The organism is Shewanella sp. MR-4, from assembly GCF_000014685.1.
Taxonomy (GTDB): domain Bacteria; phylum Pseudomonadota; class Gammaproteobacteria; order Enterobacterales; family Shewanellaceae; genus Shewanella.
The window spans coordinates 102,841-127,508 of the sequence record NC_008321.1; the positions used below are offsets into that span (position 1 = coordinate 102,841).

The following is a 24,668-nucleotide window of genomic DNA, read 5'->3' on the forward strand; positions in this document are numbered from 1 at the left end:
AGGGGCCGCCTAAGCTGCCCCTATATTGAGATGATTTGAGTGGTTTTACCCGAGTTACACCTTGGTCTCGGCGGCGGCATTGGCCGCCTTAGCGGATTCGAGCCACAGATCCATCTTTTGCTCCAATAAATCTAAGGGCAAGGCGCCATTTTCAAGCAGCCTGTCGTGGAAGACTTTAATATCAAACTTATCGCCCAAGGCTTTTTTGGCCTTAGTGCGCAATTCGATAATTTTCAGCTCGCCCAGCTTGTAACCTAAGGCTTGCCCCGGCCAAACCACATAGCGCTCGATTTCGCCCGTGGCTTCAGAGAGGTGTATTCCCTCAGTCGCCACTGCATAATCAATGGCTTGCTCACGGCTCCAATCCTTAGCATGCATACCCGTGTCGACCACTAAGCGCACCGCACGATGTAACTCAGACTGCAAGCGGCCAAGGTCGTTAATCGGATTATCCTGATACATGCCCATCTCGGCGGCTAATCGCTCGGCATACAGCGCCCAACCTTCTCCCGCGGCATTAGAGTAAAAAATGGTACTCAGCAGCGGCAAGGTATCCGACAGACCGATGAGCGTCTGTAGATGATGGCCGGGATTGGTCTCGTGGTAGGTTAAGGTTTGCAGCGAATAGGAGGGCAGCGCCGCCATATCGTACAGGCTTATCCAGAAGGTGCCCTTACGCGAACCATCTTGAGAAGGCGCATCGTAAAATGCACCGCTGGTTGCGGCGGCGCGACTGTCTGGCACGGCTTCAACCGCAACCTCTTGATTCGGTAACAGTCCAAACCACAACGGTAATTTGGCGTTCACTTTCGCCAGATAGCCGTGAATGTCCGACATTAACTGCTGTTTGCCCTCGGCGGTATTAGGGTAGATATATTTAGGATCCTTGAGCAATCGCTGCATGCGCTCGCCAACTGTGCCTTTGCGGTAACCCACTTGTTTGAGTAACACATCCATCTCGGCGGTAATGCGGGCAACTTCGTCTAATCCCAGTTGGTGGATCTCATCTGGGGTCACCTCCGAATTGGCGAGGTGCTTAATCATCGCCTTGTAGAGTTTAGCGCCTTGAGGTTGGTGTCCGAGTCCCGCCACATGGGTGGCCTTGAGGCGCACGGCTTGCAGTGCGGAAATCAACTGGCGCGTCGCAGGGTAATATTTTGTCTCCACCAGTTCGGCGGCAGAGTTCGCCAACGCCTCACTTTCTGGTACTTGGGCGGTGGTTAATTTGGCTTTAAAACTGCTGACTAAGGGATGCTCATTAGCATGGTGCACTAATTGTTGCTGCAACACGGCTATGGTCTTATCGATAATAAAATCGGGTGGGATCACGCCCATTTGCACATCTTGATCCAACTTATCGATAACTGTGCCCATGGCGGCAGGATACATGGTTAAGCGGTTGAGATAGGCCTTAGCTTGCTCTGGGGTGGTGACCGCAAACTTATCTTCCATATACCCAGGAAATTCAACATGCAATCCAGATAAGTGGTTGACGACATATGGTAAAAACCAAACGCCGTATTCACCGAGCATAGTGCCATAGGCCACGGTTTCGGCTGGCAGCAATGCGCCGGCGATTTCAGATTTTATCGAGCCTAAACTCACTTGCTCCGAGGCGCTAAGCTGGCTGGCATCGATAGCATTGAGTTCAGTTAATATGGCCTTAAGCGCTTTACGGCGATGATTTTCCCCCGATGGGCTGTAATCGGTCAGCTTAGAAAGCACATCCTTGCCCGCTTCATCCTCTGCCACGCCATAATAGGTGGCGATTTCCGGTCTAAGGGCAAAATAACGCTGGGTGATTGGCGCAAGTTGTTGCTTGAGGCTCAATATTTGGACGGCCTTTTCGGCCTTGGCCTGCTCAGCGGTTTGATTGGTCTGTGTTGGGTTTGGATCGCTACAGCCCGTTGCTAACATGGCCAGCATTAAAGCATTTATTATTCTTTTCATCGGGTTACTCATACAAAGACATTGAGGCAAATCCGTTATCTAACTGACACCTCAAGCGTTAAACCGTGTTTAGTGTGATCAAGCTCAAATTTGAACGGTTATCCTAGCAGTTTATTGCATCTAAACCGCAAGAATTTTGTTACTCGTTTTAGTGAGTGCTTTGGATTGACTCATGCTTGTAAATTTTTGGGCTTAGCCAGTAATTCACCAACTGCTATTTAGTTGACATAGTCAATCAATCTCGATATTGTTGACAATGTCAACTATCTCGAGATGCCATTATGTCTACCACTTCCCTCGGTGAAACCTTGCACAGATTAGTGCATGCCTACAAAAAACAGCTGCGTGCGGATATTGCTGCGCAGCAGATTGAATTGCCTGTCACCCATATTCGGGTGCTCAAGGGGATTTGCCGTCACCCCGAGGCCACGGCGCAATCTATTGCCCTACGTATGCAGCGGGATAAAGCCCAAATTACGCGGGTGCTCAATGAGCTACAGCAGGCTGGTTATATCCTCAAGGTCGATAATCCTAAGGATGGTCGTAGTCAGTTGTTGAGACCGACGGCGCAGGGTGAGCAGTTGATGACGCAAATTATTGCCGCCGAAAAAGCCACCGTTGCCCATATGACCCAAGCACTCGATCAGGATGAAATTGCGGTGTTTATCCGTATTGCCAACCAGATCAGCGATAGTGTGGCGGAAAGCTAACAATTGAGTGCCATTTATCTTTTTGGAGTTTAAGTATGAACAGACCCGCCCCGCGCGAATTGACCGTGATAGGTAAAACCCAAGTCACGCCACATATGCTGCGTATCACTTTAGGTGGCGATGGCTTTGCAGGTTTTCCCGCCGATCAAGAAAGCGCCTATATCAAATTACTGTTTCCGCAGCCGGGGGATGAGCGGCCATTAATGCGCACTTATACCATTCGTCAGCAGCGGATGAATGAAATCGATGTGGACTTTGTGTTGCACGATACCGATGGCCCCGCATCCCGTTGGGCAAAGTCGACCGAGATTGGGGATACAATCCAAATCGGTGGCCCCGGACTGAAAAAATTGATCAATTTAGATGCCGAATGGTTTTTACTGGCAGGGGATATGACGGCCTTGCCCGCCATCAGCGTGAACTTGGCGCAATTGCCAAGAAATGCAGTGGGTTACGCTGTGATTGAGGTGCTAAGTGAAGCCGATATTCAGCCCTTAGTGCATCCTCGTAATGTGCAACTGCATTGGGTGATTAATCCAGAGGCCGACCCAGAAGGTAAGCCCTTGGCCGAACGCATTGCCCAGTTGCCAAAACTCGAGGGGCAAGGCGCCGTATGGCTCGCCTGCGAATTTAGCAGTATGCGCGCCCTAAGAAAGCTGCTTAAGCAGACATACGACTTACCGAAAAGCCATTTTTATACATCAAGTTACTGGAAAATCGGCTGTAATGAAGGCGAGCATAAGCTGGTAAAACAGCAAGATGAGCAGTTAGAAAACCAATAAACCCTGTTAGGATTAGCTGACAAAAATTAAAATGCACAGTACATTTTTTGCAGGCGTATTGTAGCCTGCTTTAGCCATTTGCACCTGTAACATTCATCAATAGCAATTTGTTTGTGAGATTAGAAATTAAGTATTCCTCTAGGCTTGAGGCCATGAAATGCATATTCAAGGCGTCCAAATCTATGGAGGCTAAGTATTCAATGATAAAAACTTGGTCGTTTGCTCCTTTCATTGTAAAAAATTCAGCATCTGCATGGATTCTTAAATGGCTGTATAGACGCTTCCCAATAGTTGAGTTGAATGAGGCTTTACCAATGTACAACCCCAGTTCACTGGTATCCTGTTTTTTTCCAAAAGCAAAATAAACTCCTCGCCGTTGAGCGTTTGGAAAGGGAAAGGTATTCCAATTTCCGTGCACAACTTTAATTAATTCTGATTGCAATTCACCATTAACCTGAGACAAAAGAGGGATTGATTTATCGTTAGCTAGGAAAATGTTGAATTTTCTTATGACGTCATTAATTTCAGAAATTAATATGGTGTAAGGCATGCTGTTCACTTTATTTTTTTCGAAAGAGATTAAATTTAATATTGCAAAGCTGTATAACCAATTAATTCTCAATATTCATGTTAGATGGCTAAGCACATCAATAGGTTATAAGCTGTCTCTAATAACCTATTGTTTATGTCAGTATAATGCGGGTTATTGATGCACTAACTTACCGTTTTTCACCACATCCTTGCAGGGATTCACGCCGTAGCTATAGGCGAGTTGCGCCGGGGTGGCGATATCCCACAGACAGAAATCCGCCTGCTTACCAACCACCAAGCTGCCGACATTCTCTTCAATCCCTAGTGCCTTGGCGGCATTCAATGTTAAACCCGCAAGCGCTTCCTCTGGTGTTAAGCGGAATAGGGTGCAACCCATGTTCAGCATCAGCAGGGTCGAACAGATGGGCGATGAGCCGGGATTAAAGTCGCTGGCGAGCACCATAGGCACACCGTATTGACGCAATAAGTCGATAGGTGGTTTTTGGGTTTCCCGCAAAAAGTAAAACGCGCCCGGTAACAGCACGGCGCAGGTGCCACTTTCACTTAGGGCTTTAACACCAGCCTCATCTAAATATTCAATATGATCAACCGACTTAGCCCCTAAGCGTGCGGCTAATTCAGAGCCGCCCATATTGGATAATTGCTCGGCGTGCAGTTTGACTTGCAGGCCAGCCGCTTTGGCGGCGCTCAGCACGCGCTCGGTTTGCTCTAGGTTAAAGGCGATGTTTTCACAGAATACATCCACCGCATCGGCAAGATTTTCGGCAATCACCGCAGGCAGCATTTTATTGATTATTAAGTCGACATAGCCGTCGCTATTGTCTTTAAACTCGGGCGGCACCGCATGGGCACCGAGGAAGGTGGTCTTCACATCCACATGGTGATGTTGGCCGAGTTCGCGGGCAACACGCAGGATTTTGAGTTCGGTTTCGGTATCTAGACCATAGCCAGATTTAATCTCAACCGTAGTGACACCTTCCTTCGCCAAGGCATTTAAACGTTGGCGGCCGAGATCAAATAACTCGGCTTCGTCGGCCTCACGGCAGGCGTTAACCGTGGAAATAATGCCGCCGCCAGCACGGGCGATTTCCTCATAGGTAGCGCCCTTTAGGCGTAGCTCGAATTCGTTGGCACGATTACCGGCAAATACCAGATGGGTGTGGGCATCAATCAGCCCAGGAGTGATCCAACCGCCCTTGCCCCTGTAAACAGGAATGGACAACACATCGAAGGCGGGCAGCTCGCTGCGTGGGCCTAACCAGGCAATTTTACCGTCTTTTACTGCGATAGCTGCATTGGTAATTGCGCCGTAAGGTGCTGATATGGAAGGGTCCATTGTTGCTACGTTAACGTCTATCCAAACCTGATCCCAAGACATTGTTATCCCTCGCTGCGTTGGCTTTTTGGCCCCGCAAACTCTTTATTATCGAAAGTTATGTGAGCCAGCTTGTATTTACTTGTATATACAAGCTAGGATTGTAGCCGCAATTTTGAACGTTTGAAAGTGGCTCAGTGTTTTGGTGTGTGAGTACCTACCATGCCAAACCTAGGTAGATTTGATCTTGAGGAAGTGTTTTGGCTACGCCTAAGTTTGCAGAAATTAAGCAATATATCATTGGCTGTATCGAGTCTGGTGAGTGGGAAGAAAATGCCCGTGTCCCCTCGGAAAATCAGCTAGCCGAACTGTTTGTCTGTAGCCGTATGACGGCGCGTCGCGCCTTGACCGAGCTGACAGACAACGGCGTGCTTGAGCGTTCGCAGGGGCTGGGCACCTTTGTGGCCGGGCGAAAGTCGCAATCCTCGATGTTGGCAATCCGCAACATTGCCGACGAAATCAAAGACCGTGGTCATGGTTACAGTGTGCAGCAGTTAGCACTTAAACAAGTGAATGCCACCGCGCCTATCGCCATCGCACTGGCGCTGGAGCTCGGAAGTCCGGTGTTTCATTCGGTGTTAGTGCATTGCGAGCAGGGCGTGCCGCTCCAAGTCGAGGAGCGTTATGTGAATCCTGCCTTTGCGCCCGACTATTTGGCGCAGGACTTTAGCGAGCAGACGCCCCATGAGTACCTGTCGCAGGTGGCTCCGCTGACCGAGGCGCACCACACCATCGAAGCCATTATCGCCAGTAGCGAATTGCAGCAGAGGTTAGCCATTCCGGCGACTGAACCCTGTTTACAGATTTCACGCCGCACTTGGTCGCGCCAAGGGGTGGTGAGTTTTGCCAAATTAGTACACCCGGGGAGCCGCTTTAAGCTCGGCGGACACCTGACATTCAATAAATAGCGTACGCAAACAGCGGTGAAGGCTTATGGCATTCATCCGATGTTTAGCGGCAAAAACACAATAAAAACAATAGCACTTAGCCGAATGGCGAGTGAGTTCAACAGGTTGAAAGAGGACATCTCAATGGACAAGCGACACGACCCAAGCCGCCGCATTATTGCGCCCCATGGTAGCCAATTAAGCTGCAAAAGCTGGTTAACCGAAGCGCCAATGCGCATGTTAATGAACAACTTACATCCAGATGTGGCCGAGCGCCCAGAGGATTTAGTGGTTTACGGTGGTATCGGCCGCGCGGCCCGCGACTGGGACTGCTACGACAAGATTATCGAAGTACTAAAACGCCTCGAAGACGACGAAACCTTAATGGTGCAATCGGGTAAACCTGTGGGCGTATTCCGTACCCACGCCGATGCTCCGCGCGTGCTGATTGCTAACTCTAACCTAGTGCCACATTGGGCAAACTGGGAACACTTCAACGAGTTAGATAAGCAAGGTCTGGCGATGTATGGCCAGATGACTGCGGGTTCGTGGATTTATATCGGGACTCAGGGCATTGTCCAAGGTACCTACGAAACCTTCGTTGCCGTGGCAAAACAACACTTTGGCGGTGTGGCTGCCGGTAAGTGGATCCTCACCGGTGGTTTAGGTGGTATGGGCGGCGCGCAAACGCTGGCCGGTACTATGGCTGGCTTCTCTGTGCTTGCCTGTGAAGTCGATGAAACCCGTATCGATTTTCGTCTGCGTACCCGTTATGTGGATAAAAAGGCCACTTCATTAGACGAAGCCTTGGCTATGATCAACGACGCCAATGCCTCGGGCAAACCCGTATCTGTGGGCCTGCTGGCTAACGCCGCCGATATCTTTGCCGAATTGGTGAAGCGTGGCATTACTCCTGATGTTGTCACCGACCAAACCTCTGCCCACGATCCGCTGAACGGCTATTTGCCACAGGGCTGGACCATGGCGCAAGCGGCTGACATGCGTAAAACCGATGAAGCCGCCGTCGTTAAAGCGGCTAAAGCCTCAATGGCGGTACAGGTGCAAGCCATGCTGGATCTGCAAGCGGCAGGCGCGGCGACCTTAGACTATGGTAACAACATTCGCCAAATGGCCTTCGAAACTGGCGTTAAAAACGCGTTCGATTTCCCTGGTTTTGTGCCTGCTTATATTCGCCCACTCTTCTGCGAAGGTATCGGCCCGTTCCGTTGGGTAGCCCTGTCTGGCGATCCTGAGGATATCTACAAGACCGACGCCAAAGTGAAGGAGCTGATCCCCGACAATCCTCATTTGCACAACTGGTTAGATATGGCCCGTGAACGTATCGCCTTCCAAGGTCTACCTGCGCGTATCTGCTGGGTGGGCCTAAAGGACCGTGCGCGTTTAGCCCAAGCCTTTAACGAGATGGTGAAAAACGGCGAGCTGTCGGCGCCCATCGTCATTGGTCGTGACCACTTAGACTCAGGCTCAGTCGCCAGCCCTAACCGTGAAACCGAATCTATGATGGACGGTTCAGACGCAGTATCTGACTGGCCATTACTGAACGCTCTGCTAAACACTGCCAGCGGCGCGACTTGGGTGTCGCTGCACCACGGCGGTGGCGTAGGCATGGGCTTTAGCCAACACTCGGGTGTAGTGATCGTGTGTGACGGTACTGAGGCCGCCGCTAAACGTGTTGGCCGCGTACTGTGGAACGACCCTGCGACAGGCGTGATGCGCCATGCGGATGCGGGTTACGAGATCGCGAAAAACTGCGCAAAAGAGCAGGGCTTAGATCTGCCCATGCTTAAAGACTAGCTATTCAACAAACCGTGAAAAACAACGACAAGAATACGGATGTAAAAATGAAATCAGTCAATCATTTAGTATTAACGCCCGGCAGTTTAAGTCTGGCGCAATTGCGTGAAATCAGCCGCCATAAGCTGACACTCGAACTGGCGCCAGAGGCGATAAACGATATCAACACCAGCGCGCAAATCGTGCAAAAGGTGTTGGATGAAGGTCGCACCGTTTACGGCATCAACACGGGTTTTGGTCTGCTGGCCAACACTAAGATTGCCCCGGAAGATCTGCAATTACTGCAACGCTCTATCGTGTTATCCCACGCTGCGGGCACGGGCCAATACATGCAGGACGCGACCGTGCGCCTGATGATGGTGTTAAAGATCAACTCCTTAAGCCGTGGCTTCTCGGGTATCCGTTTAGAAGTGATTAATTTCCTTATCAGCCTAGTGAACGCCGAGGTTTATCCTTGTGTGCCTGAAAAAGGTTCTGTGGGCGCCTCTGGCGACTTAGCGCCGTTAGCCCATATGTGTTTGCCGCTGTTGGGTGAAGGCGAGATGAGCTATCAAGGTCAGATTATTTCGGCCGCCGAAGGCTTAGAAATCGCCGGCCTCAAGCCTATCGATTTAGCCGCGAAGGAAGGCTTAGCCCTGCTCAACGGTACTCAGGCTTCTACTGCTCTGGCGTTGGAAGGTCTGTTCCACGCTGAAGACTTGTTTGCTGCAAGCTCAGTGATTGGCGCCATGAGCGTCGAGGCAGCCATGGGTAGTCGCAGTCCGTTTGACCCACGCATCCATGCGGCTCGTGGTCAGAAAGGACAAATCGATGCGGCCATGGTGTTCCGTCATCTGTTGGGCGAAGAGTCTGAAATCAGCTTAAGCCACATCAACTGCGAGAAGGTGCAAGATCCTTACTCACTGCGCTGCCAACCACAGGTATTAGGTGCGTGCTTGACCCAAATCCGCCAAGCGGCCGAGGTGTTAGGCACAGAAGCCAACGGTGTGACCGATAACCCGCTGGTATTTCAAGATACTGGCGATATTATCTCCGGTGGTAACTTCCACGCCGAGCCCGTTGCTATGGCAGCCGATAATTTGGCGATTGCGATTGCCGAATTAGGCGCGATTGCAGAGCGTCGTATCGCGCTGCTTATCGACTCTAGCCTATCTAAACTGCCACCTTTCCTGGTTAAAAATGGCGGGGTGAACTCGGGCTTTATGATCGCCCAAGTGACGGCGGCGGCATTGGCCTCTGAAAACAAAACCTACGCCCATCCAGCATCGGTCGACAGTTTACCGACCTCGGCCAACCAAGAAGACCATGTGTCTATGGCGACCTTTGCGGCGCGCCGTTTACGGGATATGAGCGAAAACACCCGTGGCGTGTTAGCTGTTGAGTTATTGGCGGCCGCCCAAGGCTTGGATTTCCGCGCGCCATTAATGCCAAGCAAAGCAGTGGCGCAGGCGAAGGCCGAGCTACGCGAAGTGGTTGCCTACTATGATAAAGACAGATACTTTGCGCCGGATATCGATGCGGCAACGGATCTGCTTTATACCGCCAGCTTCAATGCTTACTTGCCCCAAGGCGTATTGCCGAGTCTGTAATGCATAGTTTTTAGCGCCGATAACCCATTTGCGGGTGAAAAGTGCTGAAGCAAGTGACCAATAAAGTGGAAGGCATAGTGATTTGCTATGCCTTTTATCTATCCTATGCGGCGATTTCGCTGTTTTTGCACTTTGTACTTTAGGTGTGTTTAACACCGCAGGATGAGTGCTTTTTTATCCAATCTTTACATTGTCAGCTTTGATAGCTGTCTATCCATCCAAAACCAGTAAATTTGAGGTGTTTTTAATCATCTCTTATTTCGTTTCGGCTTTAAATACACATTCTATATAACCTTAATATGCCATTGTGAGACAAAATGCCTACTAAGTAGTGGACAAAATGTCTTTTGGTGGTTTATGGGTTTATATCTTTGTTTGTATCGCTTAAATAAAATTAAGCTCTGAAAATATCAATTTAGAATCTATTTTGCAGTTGTTTATTCTGTAGCTGGTGAATTGAGATCTCGATCTCATGTCATTATTTGTTATCTATTTTCACTTTAAGGATAATCTTAGATTAAGTGGGGGCTTTATTGACTCACTCAAACGATTGCAGCGTTACCACTGCAATTACCAAACTCATAACGACAAAAGTGTGAGAGAACGCTATGAACAGACGCCAGTTTTTTAAACTGTGTGCGGCCGGAGCGGCAACCTCAGCGATTTCAGCGCTGGGATTGATGTCCGAAAAGGCCTATGCAGCAGTGCGAGAGTTTAAGCTGATCGGAGCCAAAGAAACCCGTAACAACTGTCCGTATTGCTCGGTCGGTTGTGGCCTGCTGATGTACAGCCAAGGCAGTGGGGGCAAAAACTCTGAGCATGCTATTTTCCATATCGAGGGTGATGCCGATCATCCAGTAAACCGAGGTGCATTGTGCTCTAAGGGTGCAGGCCTTGTGGATTATGTTAACAGTCCACACCGTTTACAGTATCCAGAATATCGCGCCCCCGGCAGCAACAAGTGGGAACGGATCAGCTGGCATGATGCCTTTAAACGTATTGCTCGTTTAATGAAAGATGACCGTGATGCGAACCTAATTGAGAAAAACGCCGATGGCGTAACGGTTAACCGTTGGTTAACCACAGGGATGATGACCTCATCCGGTATGGCCAATGAAAGTGGCTTAGCGACACAAAAATTTGCGCGCGCTTTAGGCCTAGTGGCTATCGATACTATTGCACGTAACTGACACTCCCCAACGGTAGCAAGTCTTGCTCCAACATTTGGGCGCGGTGCCATGACCAACCACTGGATCGATATTAAAAATTCTAACGTAGTGATTATTATGGGCGGTAATGCCGCAGAGGCTCACCCTGTCGGATTCGGCTGGGTTACAGAAGCTATGCAGCATAACAATGCTAAGTTGATTGTGGTTGATCCACGTTTCAACCGCAGTGCGTCATTGGCAGATCACTATGCCCCAATCCGCTCAGGAACTGACATAGCATTCCTTCTGGGTGTGATTCGCTATTTGATTTCGACCAATCAAGTTAACTTCGATTATGTGAAAGCCTATACCAACGCCAGCTATCTGGTGCGGGATGATTTTGACTTCCATGACGGCCTATTCTCAGGCTTTGATGAAGCAAAAGGCGAGTACAACAAAGAATCCTGGTTCTACCAACTCGACGAAGACGGCTATGCCAAAGTGGATGAAACACTTGAGCACCCGCGTTGTGTGTGGAACTTACTCAAACAACACGTAGAACGTTATGATTTTGCAACGGTAAGTAATATCACTGGTACGCCAACAGCGGACTACCAAGTGGTATGTGACGCCATTGCGAGCACTCATACTAAAGATCGTGTGGCAACCTTTATGTATGCGCTGGGCTGGACCCACCATAGTAAAGGTGCGCAGAACATCCGTTCTATGGCGATGATCCAGTTATTACTGGGCAACATTGGTCAGTTAGGCGGTGGTGTTAACGCATTGCGTGGTCACGCCAACGTTCAAGGTTCAACCGACATGGGGCTACTGGCTCAAAGTTTACCCGGTTACCTTAAACTGCCAAACGATAAAGAACCAACCTTAGCGGCTCACTTGGCGGCGAATACGCCTAAGCCATTGCGCCCAGGCCAAACCAACTACTGGCAAAACTATCCGAAGTTTTATGTGTCCCTGCTTAAAGCCTTCTGGGGTGAAAACGCGACGCCTGAAAACGAGTTCGGTTATCAGTGGTTACCTAAGTGGGATCAGATGTATGACTTCGGTAAGCATCTGGACATGATGTACCGTGGCAAAGTGAACGGTTGCATCGTGCAAGGGGTTAACGCCATTAACTCCATGCCTAACCGTAACAAGAACATCAAGGCGCTGAGTAACCTTAAGTACTTAGTGGTGCTTGATAACTTGTCATCGGAAACCGCCACCTTCTGGCAAAACGAACCCGGTTTTAACGAGGTCGATACCGCCAGTATTCAAACCGAGGTCTTCCGCCTACCTGCGACCGTGTTCGCAGAGGAAGAAGGTTCGATCGTTAACTCTGGCCGCTGGATGCAATGGCACTATAAAGGCGCTAATCCTCCAGGCGAAGCAATGTCGGACTCAGAGATTGTCTCTGGTCTGCTGCAGGAGCTAAAACACCTCTATCGCGAAGAGGGTGGCAAACTGCCTGAACCCATTGAAGCGATTAACTGGAACTATATCGATCCGCACAACCCAAGCTCTATCGAACTGACGAAAGAGTTAAATGGTTACGATGTCGCGACTAAGCGTCAGATCAGCAGCTTTGCTGAACTGAAGGCCGATGGTAGTACCGCGAGTGCCTGTTGGATTTACGCGGGGTCTTGGACCGAAGCCGGTAACCAAATGGCTCGCCGCGATAACCATGACCCATCGGGTAAAGGTATTACGCCGGGCTGGGCCTTCGCATGGCCGCTCAACCGCCGCGTCCTCTACAACCGTGCCTCTTGTGATGTGAACGGTAAACCTTGGGATGAGCACCGTAAGATTGTTGAGTGGAAAGACGGCAAGTGGGAAGGGATAGACGTGCCCGACTTCAATGCCAAGTTGAATCCACAGGAAAGTGCGCATCCTTTCATTATGCAGGCTGAAGGCGTAGGTCGTTTCTTCGCGCTCAAACTGCTTAAAGAGGGACCCTTCCCAGAGCATTACGAGCCTGTCGAATCGCCCATCGGCACCAACCCACTGCATCCCAATGTGGTGCACAGCCCTGTGCTGCGTTGGTTCGAAGGGGTGAAAGACACCATAGGTACTAAAGAGGAATATCCCTACGCCTGTACCACTTACTCACTTACAGAACACTTTAACTTCTGGACGACACACTGCCGTTTAGCGGCGATTGCCATGCCAGAGACCTTTGTGGAAATGAATGAGCAATTGGCGGCAGAAAAAGGCATTAAGAATGGCGATTGGGTGAAAGTGAGCTCGAAACGTGGCCACATTCTCACCAAAGCCTTAGTGACTAAGCGTATGCGCCCATTGCAGGTCAATGGTCAAACGGTACACACACTCGGTATCCCACGTCACGGCAGCCATAACGCGCTAACACGTAAGGCCTATAGCTGTAACGTCCTTACCACTGAGATGGGGGATGCCAACACGGGTGTGCCTGAGTACAAAGCGTTCCTCGTGAATGTTGAAAAGGCGGAGGTCTGATAATGGCGACTCAAGATATCATTCAACGTTCCGGCACTTCGCAAGCGACTCCGCCTGCACAGGCGAGAGTCGGTGGCGTGAAGCAAATTGCGAAGCTGTTTGACGCGACTAAGTGTAATGGTTGTAAAGCCTGTCAGGTCGCTTGTTCTGAATGGAATGACCTGCGTGAAGAAGTGGGTTCGTTCCAAGGGACTTATCAAAACCCAGCATCTCTGTCGCCAGAGTGCTGGACCCTGATGAAGTACAACGAGATCGAAGACCAAGGCAAATTACGTTGGCAGTTTACCCACAGTGCCTGTATGCACTGTGCGGATCCCGCCTGCTTGAAAGCCTGTTCTACCTCTGGCGCGATTGTTCAACATGCCAATGGCACTGTGGATTTCGATTCGGACAAATGTATTGGCTGTGGTTATTGTGCCTGTGCCTGTCCATTCGATATCCCGAAGATCAGCGCCGTCGACAACAAAGCCTACAAGTGCACTATGTGCTCTGACCGCTTGGCTGTTGGGCTGGAGCCTTCCTGCGTGAAGTCTTGTACCACGGGTGCACTGCGTTTTGGCACGCGCGAAGACATGCTGTTCTATTCAGAAAAGCGTGTTAACGAGCTGAAAGAACGTGGTTTTGCTAAGGCGGGACTCTACAACCCTGAGGGCGTAGGTGGCACAGGCATGCTGATGATATTGCACGATGTCACTCAGCCTGAAACCTACGAAATGCCAAAGGATCCGCAAATCCCATTGTCTGTCACCCTGTGGCAGGACTGGGTGAAACCACTAGGTACTGTCGGACTTCTCGCAACGGCGGCTGTGGCCTGCCTGCATAAGATCACCGTCGGTCGCAACATAGTGGAAGAGGACCAACCCGGCTATCAGCCGCCAGAGGACAAGGCGCAAGCGGAAGAGGAGGCCAAGAAATGAGCAAGCATAACAAGCAAGAAATGGTAGTGCGTCACAAACTGTTCGACCGCATCTGTCATTGGTTCATTGTGGCTGTGGGGCTAGTCACCTTTCTGACGGGCTTTTCCTTCTTCTATCCCTCCTTCCAATGGTTGGGCGCGATAGCGGGCACACCGCAATTGGCGAAGTTTATTCACCCAATTGCTGGCCTGATGATGTGTTTACCGCTGATGTTGATGTTGGTGCGTTATTACCACCACAACAAATGGGAAAAACACGATCTGGCTTGGATGCTCGCCATCAAGGACGTGATGTTCGAGAACGAGGACAAAATCCCGCCTATCGGCCATTACAACCCAGGCCAAAAAGTGCTGTTCCGTGCCTTTGTGCTGACTTCCATCACCTTAACCGTGACGGGATTCATCATGTGGCAACCCTACTTTGCACCTTACTTCTCGGCCACTGTGGTGGGCTGGGCGATCGTGCTGCACGCCATTTGTGCCTTGATCATGCTGATGTTTGTGATGGTGCACTTTTGGATGGCGACCTGGGTGGAAGGTTCTATCACAGGCATGCTTTACGGCAAGGTCTCTAAGGCTTGGTGCCGTAAACATCATCCGCTGATGTTGGATGAACATTCGGACGTGGAGAAACATTAATGAGTCATACAGCCGAGATACCTATGGTCCCCGGCAGCGAATCGCCGCTGGAGCTTAAACCCTTAAAGGCGGTGGACCCTAAAACTGTGTATCACAGACGGGCGCAGCGTTTGTTGTCGTTGGCTAAGGACTCGCCGCTGGCCGACTACTTTGAGCTATGCCGCCGTGTGGTTGCGATTCAGGCCAGATTGGCGGCGGAGGCTGACTTCGGTCAGCTTCTCGCTTGGGGGAAAGATGAAGCGATTCCGCTTTCCCACTTGGGTTCAGAGGCAGATAGCTACTGGCAAGGACTGCTACAACAATTGTTAAGCGATCTGCTGCCGCAGGTGGATGAGGATATGGCGCGAGTGCTGCGTTTATTGATGCAGCAATCTCCTGAACAACTCACCTCCTGGGGCAGTGCATTGCGTCAGGGACATATGAGCGAAGTGCCCGCGCGCTTCAGTTTGTTTATCTGGGCGGCGATGGGGGTCTACTGGTCCCATTGGGCACCTATGGTGATTAAACGGATCGATCAACGCAAAGTCGTGCAGCAGAACCTATGCCCGATTTGCGGGTGTCATCCCGTGGCGAGCGTGATCGTCGACCAGCCGCGAGCGGGTCTGCGTTATCTGCATTGCAGTTTGTGTGAGAGCGAATGGCATTACATTCGCGCCCACTGCACTAGCTGTGGTCAGGATAAAGGGACGACGCTCTGGTCATTCGATGATGCTAAGGCGCAGGTGCGCATCGAGAGCTGCGACGAATGCCATGGTTACACCAAGATGCTGTTCGTCGAAAAGTCACCGCTGATGGATGTAGCGGCCGACGACTTAGCGACCCTGATGCTCGACAGTGAGCTAAATGCCAAGGGCTTTGGAGCGACCACGGTCAATCCATTGCTACTGGCCCACGAAACTGAGCAATAACCAAAGTCGGGAAGGGCTCACCGAGTCCTTCCCCTTATATTTATCAAGATGATACAAATGATGACCCAAGTACCCGATACACCCCAAGCCCTGTACCGAGCGCTGCCGTCGATGGACAGTCTGCTCGCCGATGCGATATTGGCGCCTCTGCTGCAAAGCTATGGTAAAGCGGCGGTAAAAGCGGCGCTGGATAGCCAGTTACGCACGGCGCGTGAGCTGATTGCCCAGGAGCGACGTTTACCCGCTTGGTGTGCTAACCCGTCATTATTGAACGGATATTTGGTTGATCAATTGTCTAAGGACTATAGCCATAGTCTAAAACCCGTGTGGAACCTCACGGGAACTATCCTGCATACCAATCTTGGTCGCGCCCAGCAGTCTGAGGCGGCCATTCGGGCGGTGACCTCTGTGATGCGTTATCCGACGCCGCTGGAATTTGAGTTGGCAGCGGGTGAGCGCGGCCATCGGGATAATGCTATTAGTGGGTTAATCCAACGCTTAACAGGGGCAGAGGCCTGCTGCGTGGTGAATAACAACGCCGCCGCTGTGTTGCTGATGTTGTCGGCGGTGGCCGCGGGTAAAGAAGTGATCGTCTCCCGCGGCGAGCTGGTGGAAATCGGCGGTGCCTTTCGCATTCCTGACATTATGCGCCAAGCGGGTTGTACCTTAGTGGAAGTCGGCAGCACTAATCGTACTCACCTCAAGGACTATGAGCAGGCGATCACCGAAAATACCGCCGCCATTATGAAGGTGCACACCAGCAACTACCATATCAGTGGCTTTACCGCTTCGGTGGATGAGGCCAGATTAGGCCAACTCTGCCGCGAGCGTGGGGTCGCGCTGATCTCGGATCTTGGCAGTGGTTCACTCACCGACTTACGCCGTTTTGGCCTTAAACAAGAGCCGACGCCCCAAGCCATGTTGGCGGATGGGGTCGATCTGGTCAGCTTCTCCGGCGATAAACTCCTCGGCGGCCCGCAATCGGGTTTGATTGTCGGCAAACAGGCGCTAATTAATAAGCTTCAAAGCCATCCGCTCAAGCGTGCATTGCGTTGCGACAAGCTGATTCTCGCGGCGCTTGAGGCGACGCTGATCCACTATCTCAACCCAGAATCCTTGGATCGGGAACTGCCGATTATGGCCAAATTTGCCCGCAGTCAAGCAGAGTTACGCCAAATTGGTGAGCGCCTGCAGCGCGCCTTAGCGCCACTGTTTGCCCCGAGTTATGGCATCGAGCTAGTGGAGTGCCAAACTCAAGTCGGTAGCGGCTCGCAGCCCGATACCTTTTTGCCCTCAATCGCCCTGTGCTTTAACGCGCAAGAGGGTGGCAGTCTAACGCTGCTCGAGCAGCATTTTAAGCAGGCGCAGCGGCCTGTGATTGGCCGTATGACCCAAGATCAACTTCGTCTCGATTTGCGCGGTATCGATGATGAGGCCGAATTGTTAGCCGAACTCAGCACCTTAGGTGTGCAGCTATGATTATGGTCACCGCGGGCCACGTCGACCACGGCAAGAGCACGCTGATCCGAGCCTTGACGGGGATGAACACCGACAGGCTCCCCGAAGAAAAACGCCGTGGCATGACTATCGATCTCGGCTACGCCTTTATGCCTCTGCGAGATGGCACTCGCTTAGCCTTTATCGATGTGCCCGGCCATGAAAAATTCATCAATAACATGCTGGTGGGCGTGAGCCATGTGCGCCACGCGCTGCTGGTGTTGGCCTGTGACGACGGCGTGATGCCGCAAACCCGCGAGCATCTGCAAATCCTTGCGCTTTTACCGCTCAATAGTTTGACCTTAGTGCTGACCAAGCGGGATTTGGTCGATGACCAAACCGCCGCCAAGTTGACCATAGAGGGAATCGCGCTGCTTGCCGAATACGGGATTGAGGCCAGTGGCGTATTTGAGGTTTGCGCGAATGATACAGGTGATGCGGGGGTAGAAACCCTTAAACAACATATTTTAGAGATCGCCGAGCAGCAATCGACCCAAGCGGAAGATGCCAGCAGCTTTAGGATGACGCTCGATCGCGCCTTTAGCGTTAAAGGTGCGGGCTGTGTGGTCACGGGCACTGTGATTAGCGGCAGTGTGTGTATCGGCGATAGCCTCTACAGTTCAGGCCAAAAGGCCAAACTAAGGGTGCGCGGCATTCACTGCCAAGGGATGGAAGTCCATCGAGCCTTAAGTGGCACTCGGGTCGCGTTGAATCTTACCGGTGTTGATAACCATAGGGCGCCCGCCCGCGGTGACTGGTTAAGCAGCCTGCCTCAGGCTGAGCTGTGCGCCAGACCCGTAGTGCAAATTCGCAGTTTTGAACCCTTAACCCATTGGCAAAATGTGCATTGTCACCACGGCGCCGACCATACCCTGGGTCGAGTGTCACTACTCGATGAAGCCGATGAGCAGGGGCGTTATCTGGCCGAAATAGTGCTCGATAAGCCGCTGCTGCTATGTCAGGACGACCCGATAGTGCTCAGGCATATTGGCGGTAAGCAAACGCTGGGTGCAGGGCGAGTGCTGGCATTAAAAGTCCCCAATCGTAAGAAGCGTACGCCGGAGCGTGTCAGTAAGCTACAACAGCTGGCCAAGCTCTCCAATCCGGTGAATGTGCTGGCGCTACTCGGCCAGAGTGAGGCGCTCAGTATTGATGAAATCCGTTGGCGCTGGCAGCTAACCGATGAAGGGCTCGCAGCCATGCTGGCGCAGGCGGGGCTGACTCGCCTCGGTGCCTATGGGCTATCGACCCAGCTACTCGAGCAAGAAAAACAGCAGTTTATCGAGCTGTTACGTGAGTATCACCAACAGCATCCCGACCAACTAGGGCTAGGGCGTAATCGTCTACAACGCATGAGCCACAGCATATTACCCAACGAGCTGGCCAATAAAGTGCTCGATAGCCTCTGCCAAGATGGACTGATGGTGCTGCGCGGCGCCTTGCTACAGTTGGCGGACCACAGGATTGTCCTCGATAGCGAGGCGCAGCAGTGCTGGCAACGCTTGGCTCCTTGGTTGGCGCTGCAAACCTCGCCCGTGTGGGTGACTGAGATGGGGGAATATCTCGAACTCGAGCCCGCCAAACTCAGATTGCTGTGTTTTCAACTGGTGCAACAGGGTTTTATTACCGCTGTGGTGAAGGATAGGTATCTGCTGAGTGAGCAGTTGTGCCACTACGCCAATCTGGTGCGTGAACATGTGGAAACCCATGGCAAGCTCGAAACCGCAGAGTTTAAGGATCTGATTGGCCTAGGCCGTAAGGTCAGTATTCAGCTGTTGGAGTTTTTTGACCGCAGTGGTTTTACCCGTAGGAAGTATCGCAGTAACAGTCGGGAGATCCGGGATGGGGAATTGTTTTATTCCCATGAGAATTGGCGGAAGAACATAGGAGTCGAACCTACCCAGGACTGCTGGCAGCCCTACCCGGATTTGAAATCCGGACGCCTCACCGGAGACGACGTTCTTCCATTCGAAGACAGACCGATAGTAGAAAATGCTTAAACCTGAATCAAGCGCATTCGTATTTCGTTAGTCGCTTTGTGACTTGAGTCGAACTTTACTGGCAAACCAATTGTTTTTATTTGAATTAATGAGTTTAGAGGGTCGCTATGGAATATCATTCACACGCCGTGGTTACTGAAAGAAAGGTGACCCTTTTAGAACAGGGACAGGCCTCAGAGTTAACCGATTATGTGGCTAACGAGGTGCGAGTGGCGCTGGTGTATAACGGCATCGCCCACACTGTGATGCTCGCCAGCCCTGAAAATCTCGAGGAGTTTGCCATTGGCTTTACCTTGTCGGAGCGGATTGTTTCCCATGTGAATGAAATCAAAGGGGTGGATCTGGAGTTCACCCCCGAAGGCGTGCTCATTCAGGTGGAAATCACCCAAAGATGCTTTATGGAACTCAAGCAGCAGCGGCGCAATATGGCGGGGCGCACGGGCTGTGGACTCTGTGGTGTGGCGCAGCTAGAAGAGGCGGTTAAACCCGTTATTCGCGTCGACTCGGACGCCAGATTTAATATCGATCATCTGCAGCTCGCCCTTGAGCAGATCAAAGAGAATCAACATCACTTTAAGCTCACGGGTGCAACCCACGCCGCCATGGGTTTAGACGAGGAAGGACAAATCATCGCCGCCTTTGAGGACATAGGGCGGCACATTGCACTGGATAAATTAATCGGTGGATTTTCAATGCGTCAGGCACAGCGACCTGTCGCCGTGTTGCTCACCAGCCGCGCCAGTTTTGAAATGGTGCAAAAGGCCGCCAGTGCCAATATCCAAATTCTGTTTGCTATGTCCGCCGTGACTTCACTGGCGTTGGAATTAGCAGAGAAAAGCAACATCACGCTTATCGGTTTTTGTCGTAATGGCAGAGCCACGCTCTACACCCATAGTTATCGACTGTTGGGGATAAATCGTGGCTGTTTAGCGAAAGCCATCTAAAGCGTGTCGCCACACAATTAAGATTCTTTAGCACCTTATTTTTAAGGGATTCTGCCTTGCTTGTGTGGCAACAGGTATAAGCCTTGTGCTTATTTTTTTATAGTCTCGTTCATTAGGGTAATGACATGACATGGCAACAATTTAAACAACAATATTTAGTCCGTTTTTGGGCTCCTATGCCTGCGGTTATCGCCGCCGGTATCCTTTCTACTTACTATTTTGGGTTAACTGGCACTTTTTGGGCTGTCACGGGGGAATTTACGCGCTGGGGCGGGCACTTACTGCAACTGGTGGGTGCTAATCCTGAGACTTGGGGTTATTTCAAGGTGATAGGTTTACAGGGCTCTCCCTTAGACCGCATCGACGGCATGATGATCATCGGCATGTTTGGTGGTTGTATTGCGGCGGCGCTGTGGGCGAATAACGTTAAGCTGCGTATGCCACAGAGCCGTATCCGCATCGCTCAGGCACTTATCGGCGGCATTATTGCGGGCTTTGGTGCGCGTTTGGCGATGGGCTGTAACTTAGCGGCCTTCTTCACCGGTATTCCGCAGTTTTCCTTACACGCATGGTTTTTTGCCCTCGCGACGGCGGCGGGCTCTTACTTTGGCGCGCGTTTTACGCTACTGCCCATGTTCCGCATTCCAGTGAAATTGAAGAAAGTCGATAAGGCGACGTCGGTTAAACAGGATGAAAACCAAGCCAGACGGCGTTTTCGCATCGGCATGTTAGTGTTCGCGGCCATTATTGGTTGGGGATTACTGACCATGTTCAACGCGCCTAAATTGGGTATCGCCATGCTCTGTGGCGTGGGTTTCGGCCTGTTGATTGAGCGGGCGCAAATCTGCTTTACCTCGGCATTTCGCGATATGTGGATCACCGGACGCACCCATATGGCCAAGGCGATTATTCTCGGTATGGCGGTGAGTGCCATCGGGATTTATAGCTATGTGCAATTAGGTGTGCCGCCCAAAATCATGTGGGCTGGCCCGAATGCGGTGATTGGTGGCCTGCTGTTTGGCTTTGGCATTGTGCTGGCAGGTGGTTGTGAGACGGGTTGGATGTATCGCGCCGTCGAAGGCCAAGTGCATTTCTGGTGGGTTGGTTTAGGCAACGTGCTGGGTTCAACCCTGCTGGCCTATTACTGGGATGATTTAGCCCAGCCATTAGCCACAAGTTGGGACAAGGTTAACCTGCTCTCTAGCTTTGGCGATAAGGGCGGTTTATTGCTGACCTATCTGCTGCTGGCGCTGTCGTTTGCGGCCATGTTGCTGTGGGAAAAACGTTTCTTTGCCCGTAAGGCGAAGCGGGATGAACAACTGATCGCGGAGGCGGCGTAATGAGTCAATATATTCCAGATTATCAACTCGATATGGTGGGCGAGCCTTGCCCTTATCCTGCCGTGGCAACCCTTGAGGCCATGCCAACGCTGAAACCGGGGGAGATATTAGAAGTGATCAGTGACTGCCCACAATCAATCAATAACATTCCACTCGATGCCAAGAATCATGGCTATAAAGTGCTAGAAATTGAGCAAAACGGACCAACGATTCGTTATCTGATCCAGCGCTAATTGAACCATTCGAGGCCATCACGGCAAATAAAAAGCGCTGCATTGGCAGCGCTTTTTGATCTTAGCCTTGGCAATCGGCTGGTAGATATTCGTCGGGAATATCGTTACTACTACATACCCAAGTGACGTTATTTTGCTCGTCGACTTGAGGTGATAAATACACATCAAAGCCTTGATAATCCCCTAAGGCTTCGCCGGCAACAAAACCAACAATCCCCTCGGAATAAAGGTTAAAGGTGGTTAGCTGTTCATCAGTAAAGCCAAGCGGCTCTATCTCGGTCGGCCAGGCTTTATGGGTTTGGTAGTATTGAGTCAGCACCTCGGTAATAGGGGCTAATGACTGGTGCAACTGATCAATATGCTCGATAGCCAGTGCAGCATCGGGCACTTTAGCGGACTCAGTGTCCATTTGCGAAGTACTGGTAGCGTAGTTGGCATCATCATAGTTAATGCTGGCTGCGCCCGCTTTCTCTTGGTATTCCTTATATGCGGGAATCGCGACCGCAGCGGCCACACCGATAATCGCCGCAAGGACGATAATCCCGCCGCCCGCCGTACCCATGCGTGGCATAAACAGGCTAAAGATGTAGGCAAATACACTGCGAGAAGGCGCTGAATACACTTTACCTTGCGCGGTCGCTTGTACTCTTGCCATACGTTTTGTCAGCCATGGATAGCTGCTATTGAGCTCATGGAAGGACATCCAAAATCCGCTCGACTCTTGGGTTTGGCGAATATATTGATCCACATTCATCCGTTTCCACTGCTCAACCCCAGCGGCTAATACGGCAACCGCATTGGTGGCCGAGCGTAAGCTATTGCAGCAACGCAGACCGTGTAGATCGCAGGTGTACTCGCAGGCGCGGGCGTAGGCGGCGCCCACTAACGGCAGCCAAGTGGCGAACACTAACAGTGGCTCTTTACCAATATGGTTACGGCGAATATGGCCAAGCTCATGGCCGATATAGAAGTTAAGGGCGTCTTTATCGGACTCGAGTGCATCCACAATCGATGAGAACAGCACTATGTAGTTACGGCGCAGGAAGCGGGTGGCGAGGGCATTTAGCATACCATCGGCCGCTAACAGGTAGGCGCGGGGCGGTTCTTTCACCTCTAAACGCTCACAGCAGGCGAGGTATTGCTTGTGTAAGTCGGGGAACTGCTCAGGGCTGATCTCAACTGCAGTGCCCTTTAAATAGCTGATAAACGCCGAGTGGGTGAATAGATAAATGATGAAAAACATCAGCACATAAATCAGGGCGAGACCTTTGGTGGCTAAGATCAGCACGGCCCAAATCAGTCCCGAAATAATCGCTAAAATTGTAAACAGTGACTTTTCTTTCGAATAGACGGTATCGGCCATTTGAATGGGGTTGTCGTTCCCTGTACTAATCGCTTGTTCCATGTTGATCCTTTTCCTAGTGAAATAACAAAGCGGCGTGAAAATAGTCAATTTCACTAGGAAATTCAATCTCTATAACTGGAATAACCGATAATTTACCTTTAAGTGCTAAAAATGGCTTAAGGTGCCAATACGGCGGTGCCATTTTTAATCGCGTTTTGCGCTAGTTCGTAAACCTGCTTCTCGGCCACATCGACTAACGCTTGGTGTTCTTCGCCGAGTTGTTCCATCTCTTTGCCCATCACATCCATCGATGCGCTTAGGCTTTCAATTTGCGCGTTAACCTCAGCATCTTTTTCCCCGGAGGCGATATTGGCGACGAGTTTGCTGGTTTCGGCGCTGATGGCATCGCCCTTAACCTGCATTTGTTCACCCAGACGCTGCATCTTCTCGCCTTGGATTTGCATTGGGCGCACAGCCTCTTTCACCTGATTAACGAGAGCCGGATCGGTAATCACATAGCGGTTTCCACCAGTCTTAACCCACAGATAGTCCGTTTGATAAGCATTGCCTTGGCGTTTGAGTTTGTTCCAATCTTGGCTCTCACCCGCGCCTATAGTGAGTTCGCCATCTTGACGCACATAAATCCACGAAAAATCGTGATAATTGCGACTATTGATCGAGATTTGGGTGTCGCTAGATGATTGGGTGCTTGCCTGCTGTGCTGCCCAAATCCCACAGGGGATAAGTGCGAGGATTAATAAACCGCCGAATATTTTGGTGTGAGTGTTCATAATGCTTCCTTGTATAGGGATAAGTGTGATGACCCACTGACTAGGCAGAATATGTGCCAACTAAATATTCAATATTTATCAATCAAATAAAAACACTGTCCGCTTGATAAGCCTAAAGTGTCCGCACTTTGGCTGTTAATGTGTCCGCGCGATTGTCCGTTGAGTGGACACTCTTGGGATAACGTCTGTGACTGCACTACACTTATTCGGGTTTATGAAATGTAGAGCTGCTATTGAGGGGTATTTTGCTTAAGTCAGCTTAGGTTAAGCCGAGATAAGGTTAGCTATGGACAAGAGATCGCTCGGGGTCCTAGATAAAGGGAATGAAACAATGAAATTTACTAAGATAATCAATATGAAAACCGCCGCAGTGGCGGGACTTTTCGCCATGACGCTAGGCACGCCTGCGATGGCTGCAGAAAAACCGTCCTTTGATTGCAGCAAAGTGCGCGCCGGCAGTATCGAGGAGCTGGTGTGTCAGGATGAGGGCTTAATTAAGCTCGATCAACAACTCGCCGAGGTGTATACCAAGGCCACGGAAAAAGCCAAAAACGAACAACCGCCCACCCTCAAAGCCATGCAGCGAGGATGGGTGAAGGGGCGTGATGAGTGTTGGAAGAGCGAAGATAAACGCGCCTGTGTTGAATCGACTTACCAGACGCGGATTGCCGAGTTACAGGCGCAGTATCGTTTGGTGGAAATTTGCTGTTATCGGTGACATCTATCGCCGCCTCGGCACTGCCGCTGTAGCGCCATTCTGACTGGTTTAAGG

The 24,668-nt window shown here is 51.0% G+C and carries 18 protein-coding genes, 1 tRNA gene and 2 pseudogenes; 15 read left to right on the top strand and 6 right to left on the bottom strand.

Going from position 1 to position 24,668, the window contains the following annotated elements; translation table 11 throughout:
* Window positions 1–54: 54 nt before the first annotated feature.
* Window positions 55–1,950 carry a DUF885 domain-containing protein gene (locus SHEWMR4_RS00500; protein WP_227499217.1) on the bottom strand — a complete coding sequence of 632 codons (1,896 nt, stop codon included), beginning with the start codon at window positions 1,948–1,950 and terminating at the stop codon, window positions 55–57.
* Window positions 1,951–2,231: 281 nt separating this feature from the next.
* Here SHEWMR4_RS00500 and SHEWMR4_RS00505 point away from each other — a divergent pair, with 281 nt between their 5' ends.
* Together SHEWMR4_RS00505 and SHEWMR4_RS00510 are read left to right on the top strand one after the other, a co-directional pair.
* Window positions 2,232–2,660 (top strand): MarR family winged helix-turn-helix transcriptional regulator, encoded by a 429-nt coding sequence (locus SHEWMR4_RS00505; protein WP_011620929.1) that lies wholly within the window; start codon window positions 2,232–2,234, stop codon window positions 2,658–2,660.
* A gap of 35 nt (window positions 2,661–2,695) precedes the next feature.
* Complete coding sequence (locus SHEWMR4_RS00510) at window positions 2,696–3,442, top strand: siderophore-interacting protein (protein WP_011620930.1); 747 nt, start codon at window positions 2,696–2,698, stop codon at window positions 3,440–3,442.
* A 70-nt stretch (window positions 3,443–3,512) separates the two neighbouring features.
* On the opposite strand, the gene SHEWMR4_RS00515 is transcribed toward SHEWMR4_RS00510, so the two are convergent.
* Both SHEWMR4_RS00515 and hutI read right to left on the bottom strand, forming a co-directional pair.
* Window positions 3,513–3,992 (bottom strand): hypothetical protein, encoded by a 480-nt coding sequence (locus SHEWMR4_RS00515; protein WP_041408657.1) that lies wholly within the window; start codon window positions 3,990–3,992, stop codon window positions 3,513–3,515.
* A gap of 153 nt (window positions 3,993–4,145) precedes the next feature.
* Window positions 4,146–5,372: an imidazolonepropionase gene (hutI, locus tag SHEWMR4_RS00520; RefSeq protein ID WP_011620931.1), complete on the bottom strand. Its 1,227-nt coding sequence runs from the start codon at window positions 5,370–5,372 to the stop codon at window positions 4,146–4,148.
* A 197-nt stretch (window positions 5,373–5,569) separates the two neighbouring features.
* On the opposite strand from hutI, the gene hutC reads away from it, so the two are divergent.
* From hutC to selB, 9 genes and pseudogenes are all read left to right on the top strand, one after another.
* Window positions 5,570–6,277 carry a histidine utilization repressor gene (gene hutC, locus SHEWMR4_RS00525; protein WP_011620932.1) on the top strand — a complete coding sequence of 236 codons (708 nt, stop codon included), beginning with the start codon at window positions 5,570–5,572 and terminating at the stop codon, window positions 6,275–6,277.
* A 123-nt stretch (window positions 6,278–6,400) separates the two neighbouring features.
* A complete protein-coding gene (gene hutU / locus SHEWMR4_RS00530) occupies window positions 6,401–8,071 on the top strand; it encodes a urocanate hydratase (protein WP_011620933.1) in 1,671 nt (556 codons plus the stop codon).
* A 47-nt stretch (window positions 8,072–8,118) separates the two neighbouring features.
* Window positions 8,119–9,660 carry a histidine ammonia-lyase gene (gene hutH / locus SHEWMR4_RS00535; protein ID WP_011620934.1) on the top strand — a complete coding sequence of 514 codons (1,542 nt, stop codon included), beginning with the start codon at window positions 8,119–8,121 and terminating at the stop codon, window positions 9,658–9,660.
* A 608-nt stretch (window positions 9,661–10,268) separates the two neighbouring features.
* On the top strand, window positions 10,269–13,283 hold the full coding sequence (gene fdnG / locus SHEWMR4_RS00545) for a formate dehydrogenase-N subunit alpha (RefSeq protein ID WP_157037019.1): 3,015 nt from the start codon (window positions 10,269–10,271) through the stop codon (window positions 13,281–13,283).
* Between the two features lie 2 nt (window positions 13,284–13,285).
* Window positions 13,286–14,200 (top strand): formate dehydrogenase subunit beta, encoded by a 915-nt coding sequence (gene fdxH, locus SHEWMR4_RS00550; protein ID WP_011620937.1) that lies wholly within the window; start codon window positions 13,286–13,288, stop codon window positions 14,198–14,200.
* The gene (locus SHEWMR4_RS00555; RefSeq protein ID WP_011620938.1) at window positions 14,197–14,838 is read left to right on the top strand and encodes a formate dehydrogenase subunit gamma; all 642 of its coding nucleotides are present in this window, start codon (window positions 14,197–14,199) and stop codon (window positions 14,836–14,838) included. The genes fdxH and SHEWMR4_RS00555 overlap by 4 nt, the downstream gene beginning before the upstream one ends.
* Window positions 14,838–15,746 carry a formate dehydrogenase accessory protein FdhE gene (fdhE, locus tag SHEWMR4_RS00560; RefSeq protein WP_011620939.1) on the top strand — a complete coding sequence of 303 codons (909 nt, stop codon included), beginning with the start codon at window positions 14,838–14,840 and terminating at the stop codon, window positions 15,744–15,746. Before SHEWMR4_RS00555 ends, fdhE begins: the two co-directional genes overlap by 1 nt.
* 57 nt (window positions 15,747–15,803) lie before the next feature.
* Entirely contained in the window at window positions 15,804–17,225 is a 1,422-nt protein-coding gene (selA, locus tag SHEWMR4_RS00565; protein WP_041408658.1) for an L-seryl-tRNA(Sec) selenium transferase, read from the top strand.
* A 2-nt stretch (window positions 17,226–17,227) separates the two neighbouring features.
* Window positions 17,228–19,021 (top strand): annotated as a pseudogene (gene selB / locus SHEWMR4_RS21220) (selenocysteine-specific translation elongation factor); the annotation flags it as partial.
* A gap of 93 nt (window positions 19,022–19,114) precedes the next feature.
* Here selB and SHEWMR4_RS20875 read toward each other — a convergent pair.
* Window positions 19,115–19,209, bottom strand: a tRNA-Sec gene (locus SHEWMR4_RS20875).
* Window positions 19,210–19,350: 141 nt separating this feature from the next.
* On the opposite strand from SHEWMR4_RS20875, the gene fdhD reads away from it, so the two are divergent.
* From fdhD to yedF, 3 genes are all read left to right on the top strand, one after another.
* Window positions 19,351–20,187 carry a formate dehydrogenase accessory sulfurtransferase FdhD gene (fdhD, locus tag SHEWMR4_RS00575; protein ID WP_011620942.1) on the top strand — a complete coding sequence of 279 codons (837 nt, stop codon included), beginning with the start codon at window positions 19,351–19,353 and terminating at the stop codon, window positions 20,185–20,187.
* 125 nt (window positions 20,188–20,312) lie between these two features.
* On the top strand, window positions 20,313–21,527 hold the full coding sequence (yedE, locus tag SHEWMR4_RS00580) for a selenium metabolism membrane protein YedE/FdhT (protein ID WP_011620943.1): 1,215 nt from the start codon (window positions 20,313–20,315) through the stop codon (window positions 21,525–21,527).
* Window positions 21,527–21,760, top strand: coding sequence for a sulfurtransferase-like selenium metabolism protein YedF (gene yedF, locus SHEWMR4_RS00585; protein ID WP_011070517.1), 234 nt, complete (start codon window positions 21,527–21,529; stop codon window positions 21,758–21,760). The genes yedE and yedF overlap by 1 nt, the downstream gene beginning before the upstream one ends.
* A 61-nt stretch (window positions 21,761–21,821) precedes the next feature.
* On the opposite strand, the gene SHEWMR4_RS00590 is transcribed toward yedF, so the two are convergent.
* Window positions 21,822–23,165 (bottom strand): M48 family metallopeptidase, encoded by a 1,344-nt coding sequence (locus tag SHEWMR4_RS00590; protein ID WP_011620944.1) that lies wholly within the window; start codon window positions 23,163–23,165, stop codon window positions 21,822–21,824.
* A 116-nt stretch (window positions 23,166–23,281) separates the two neighbouring features.
* Window positions 23,282–23,896 carry a hypothetical protein gene (locus SHEWMR4_RS00595; protein ID WP_011620945.1) on the bottom strand — a complete coding sequence of 205 codons (615 nt, stop codon included), beginning with the start codon at window positions 23,894–23,896 and terminating at the stop codon, window positions 23,282–23,284.
* Between the two features lie 355 nt (window positions 23,897–24,251).
* Between SHEWMR4_RS00595 and SHEWMR4_RS00600 the strand changes: the two are divergent.
* Window positions 24,252–24,599 (top strand): annotated as a pseudogene (locus SHEWMR4_RS00600) (lysozyme inhibitor LprI family protein); the annotation flags it as partial.
* Window positions 24,600–24,668 lie beyond the last annotated feature (69 nt).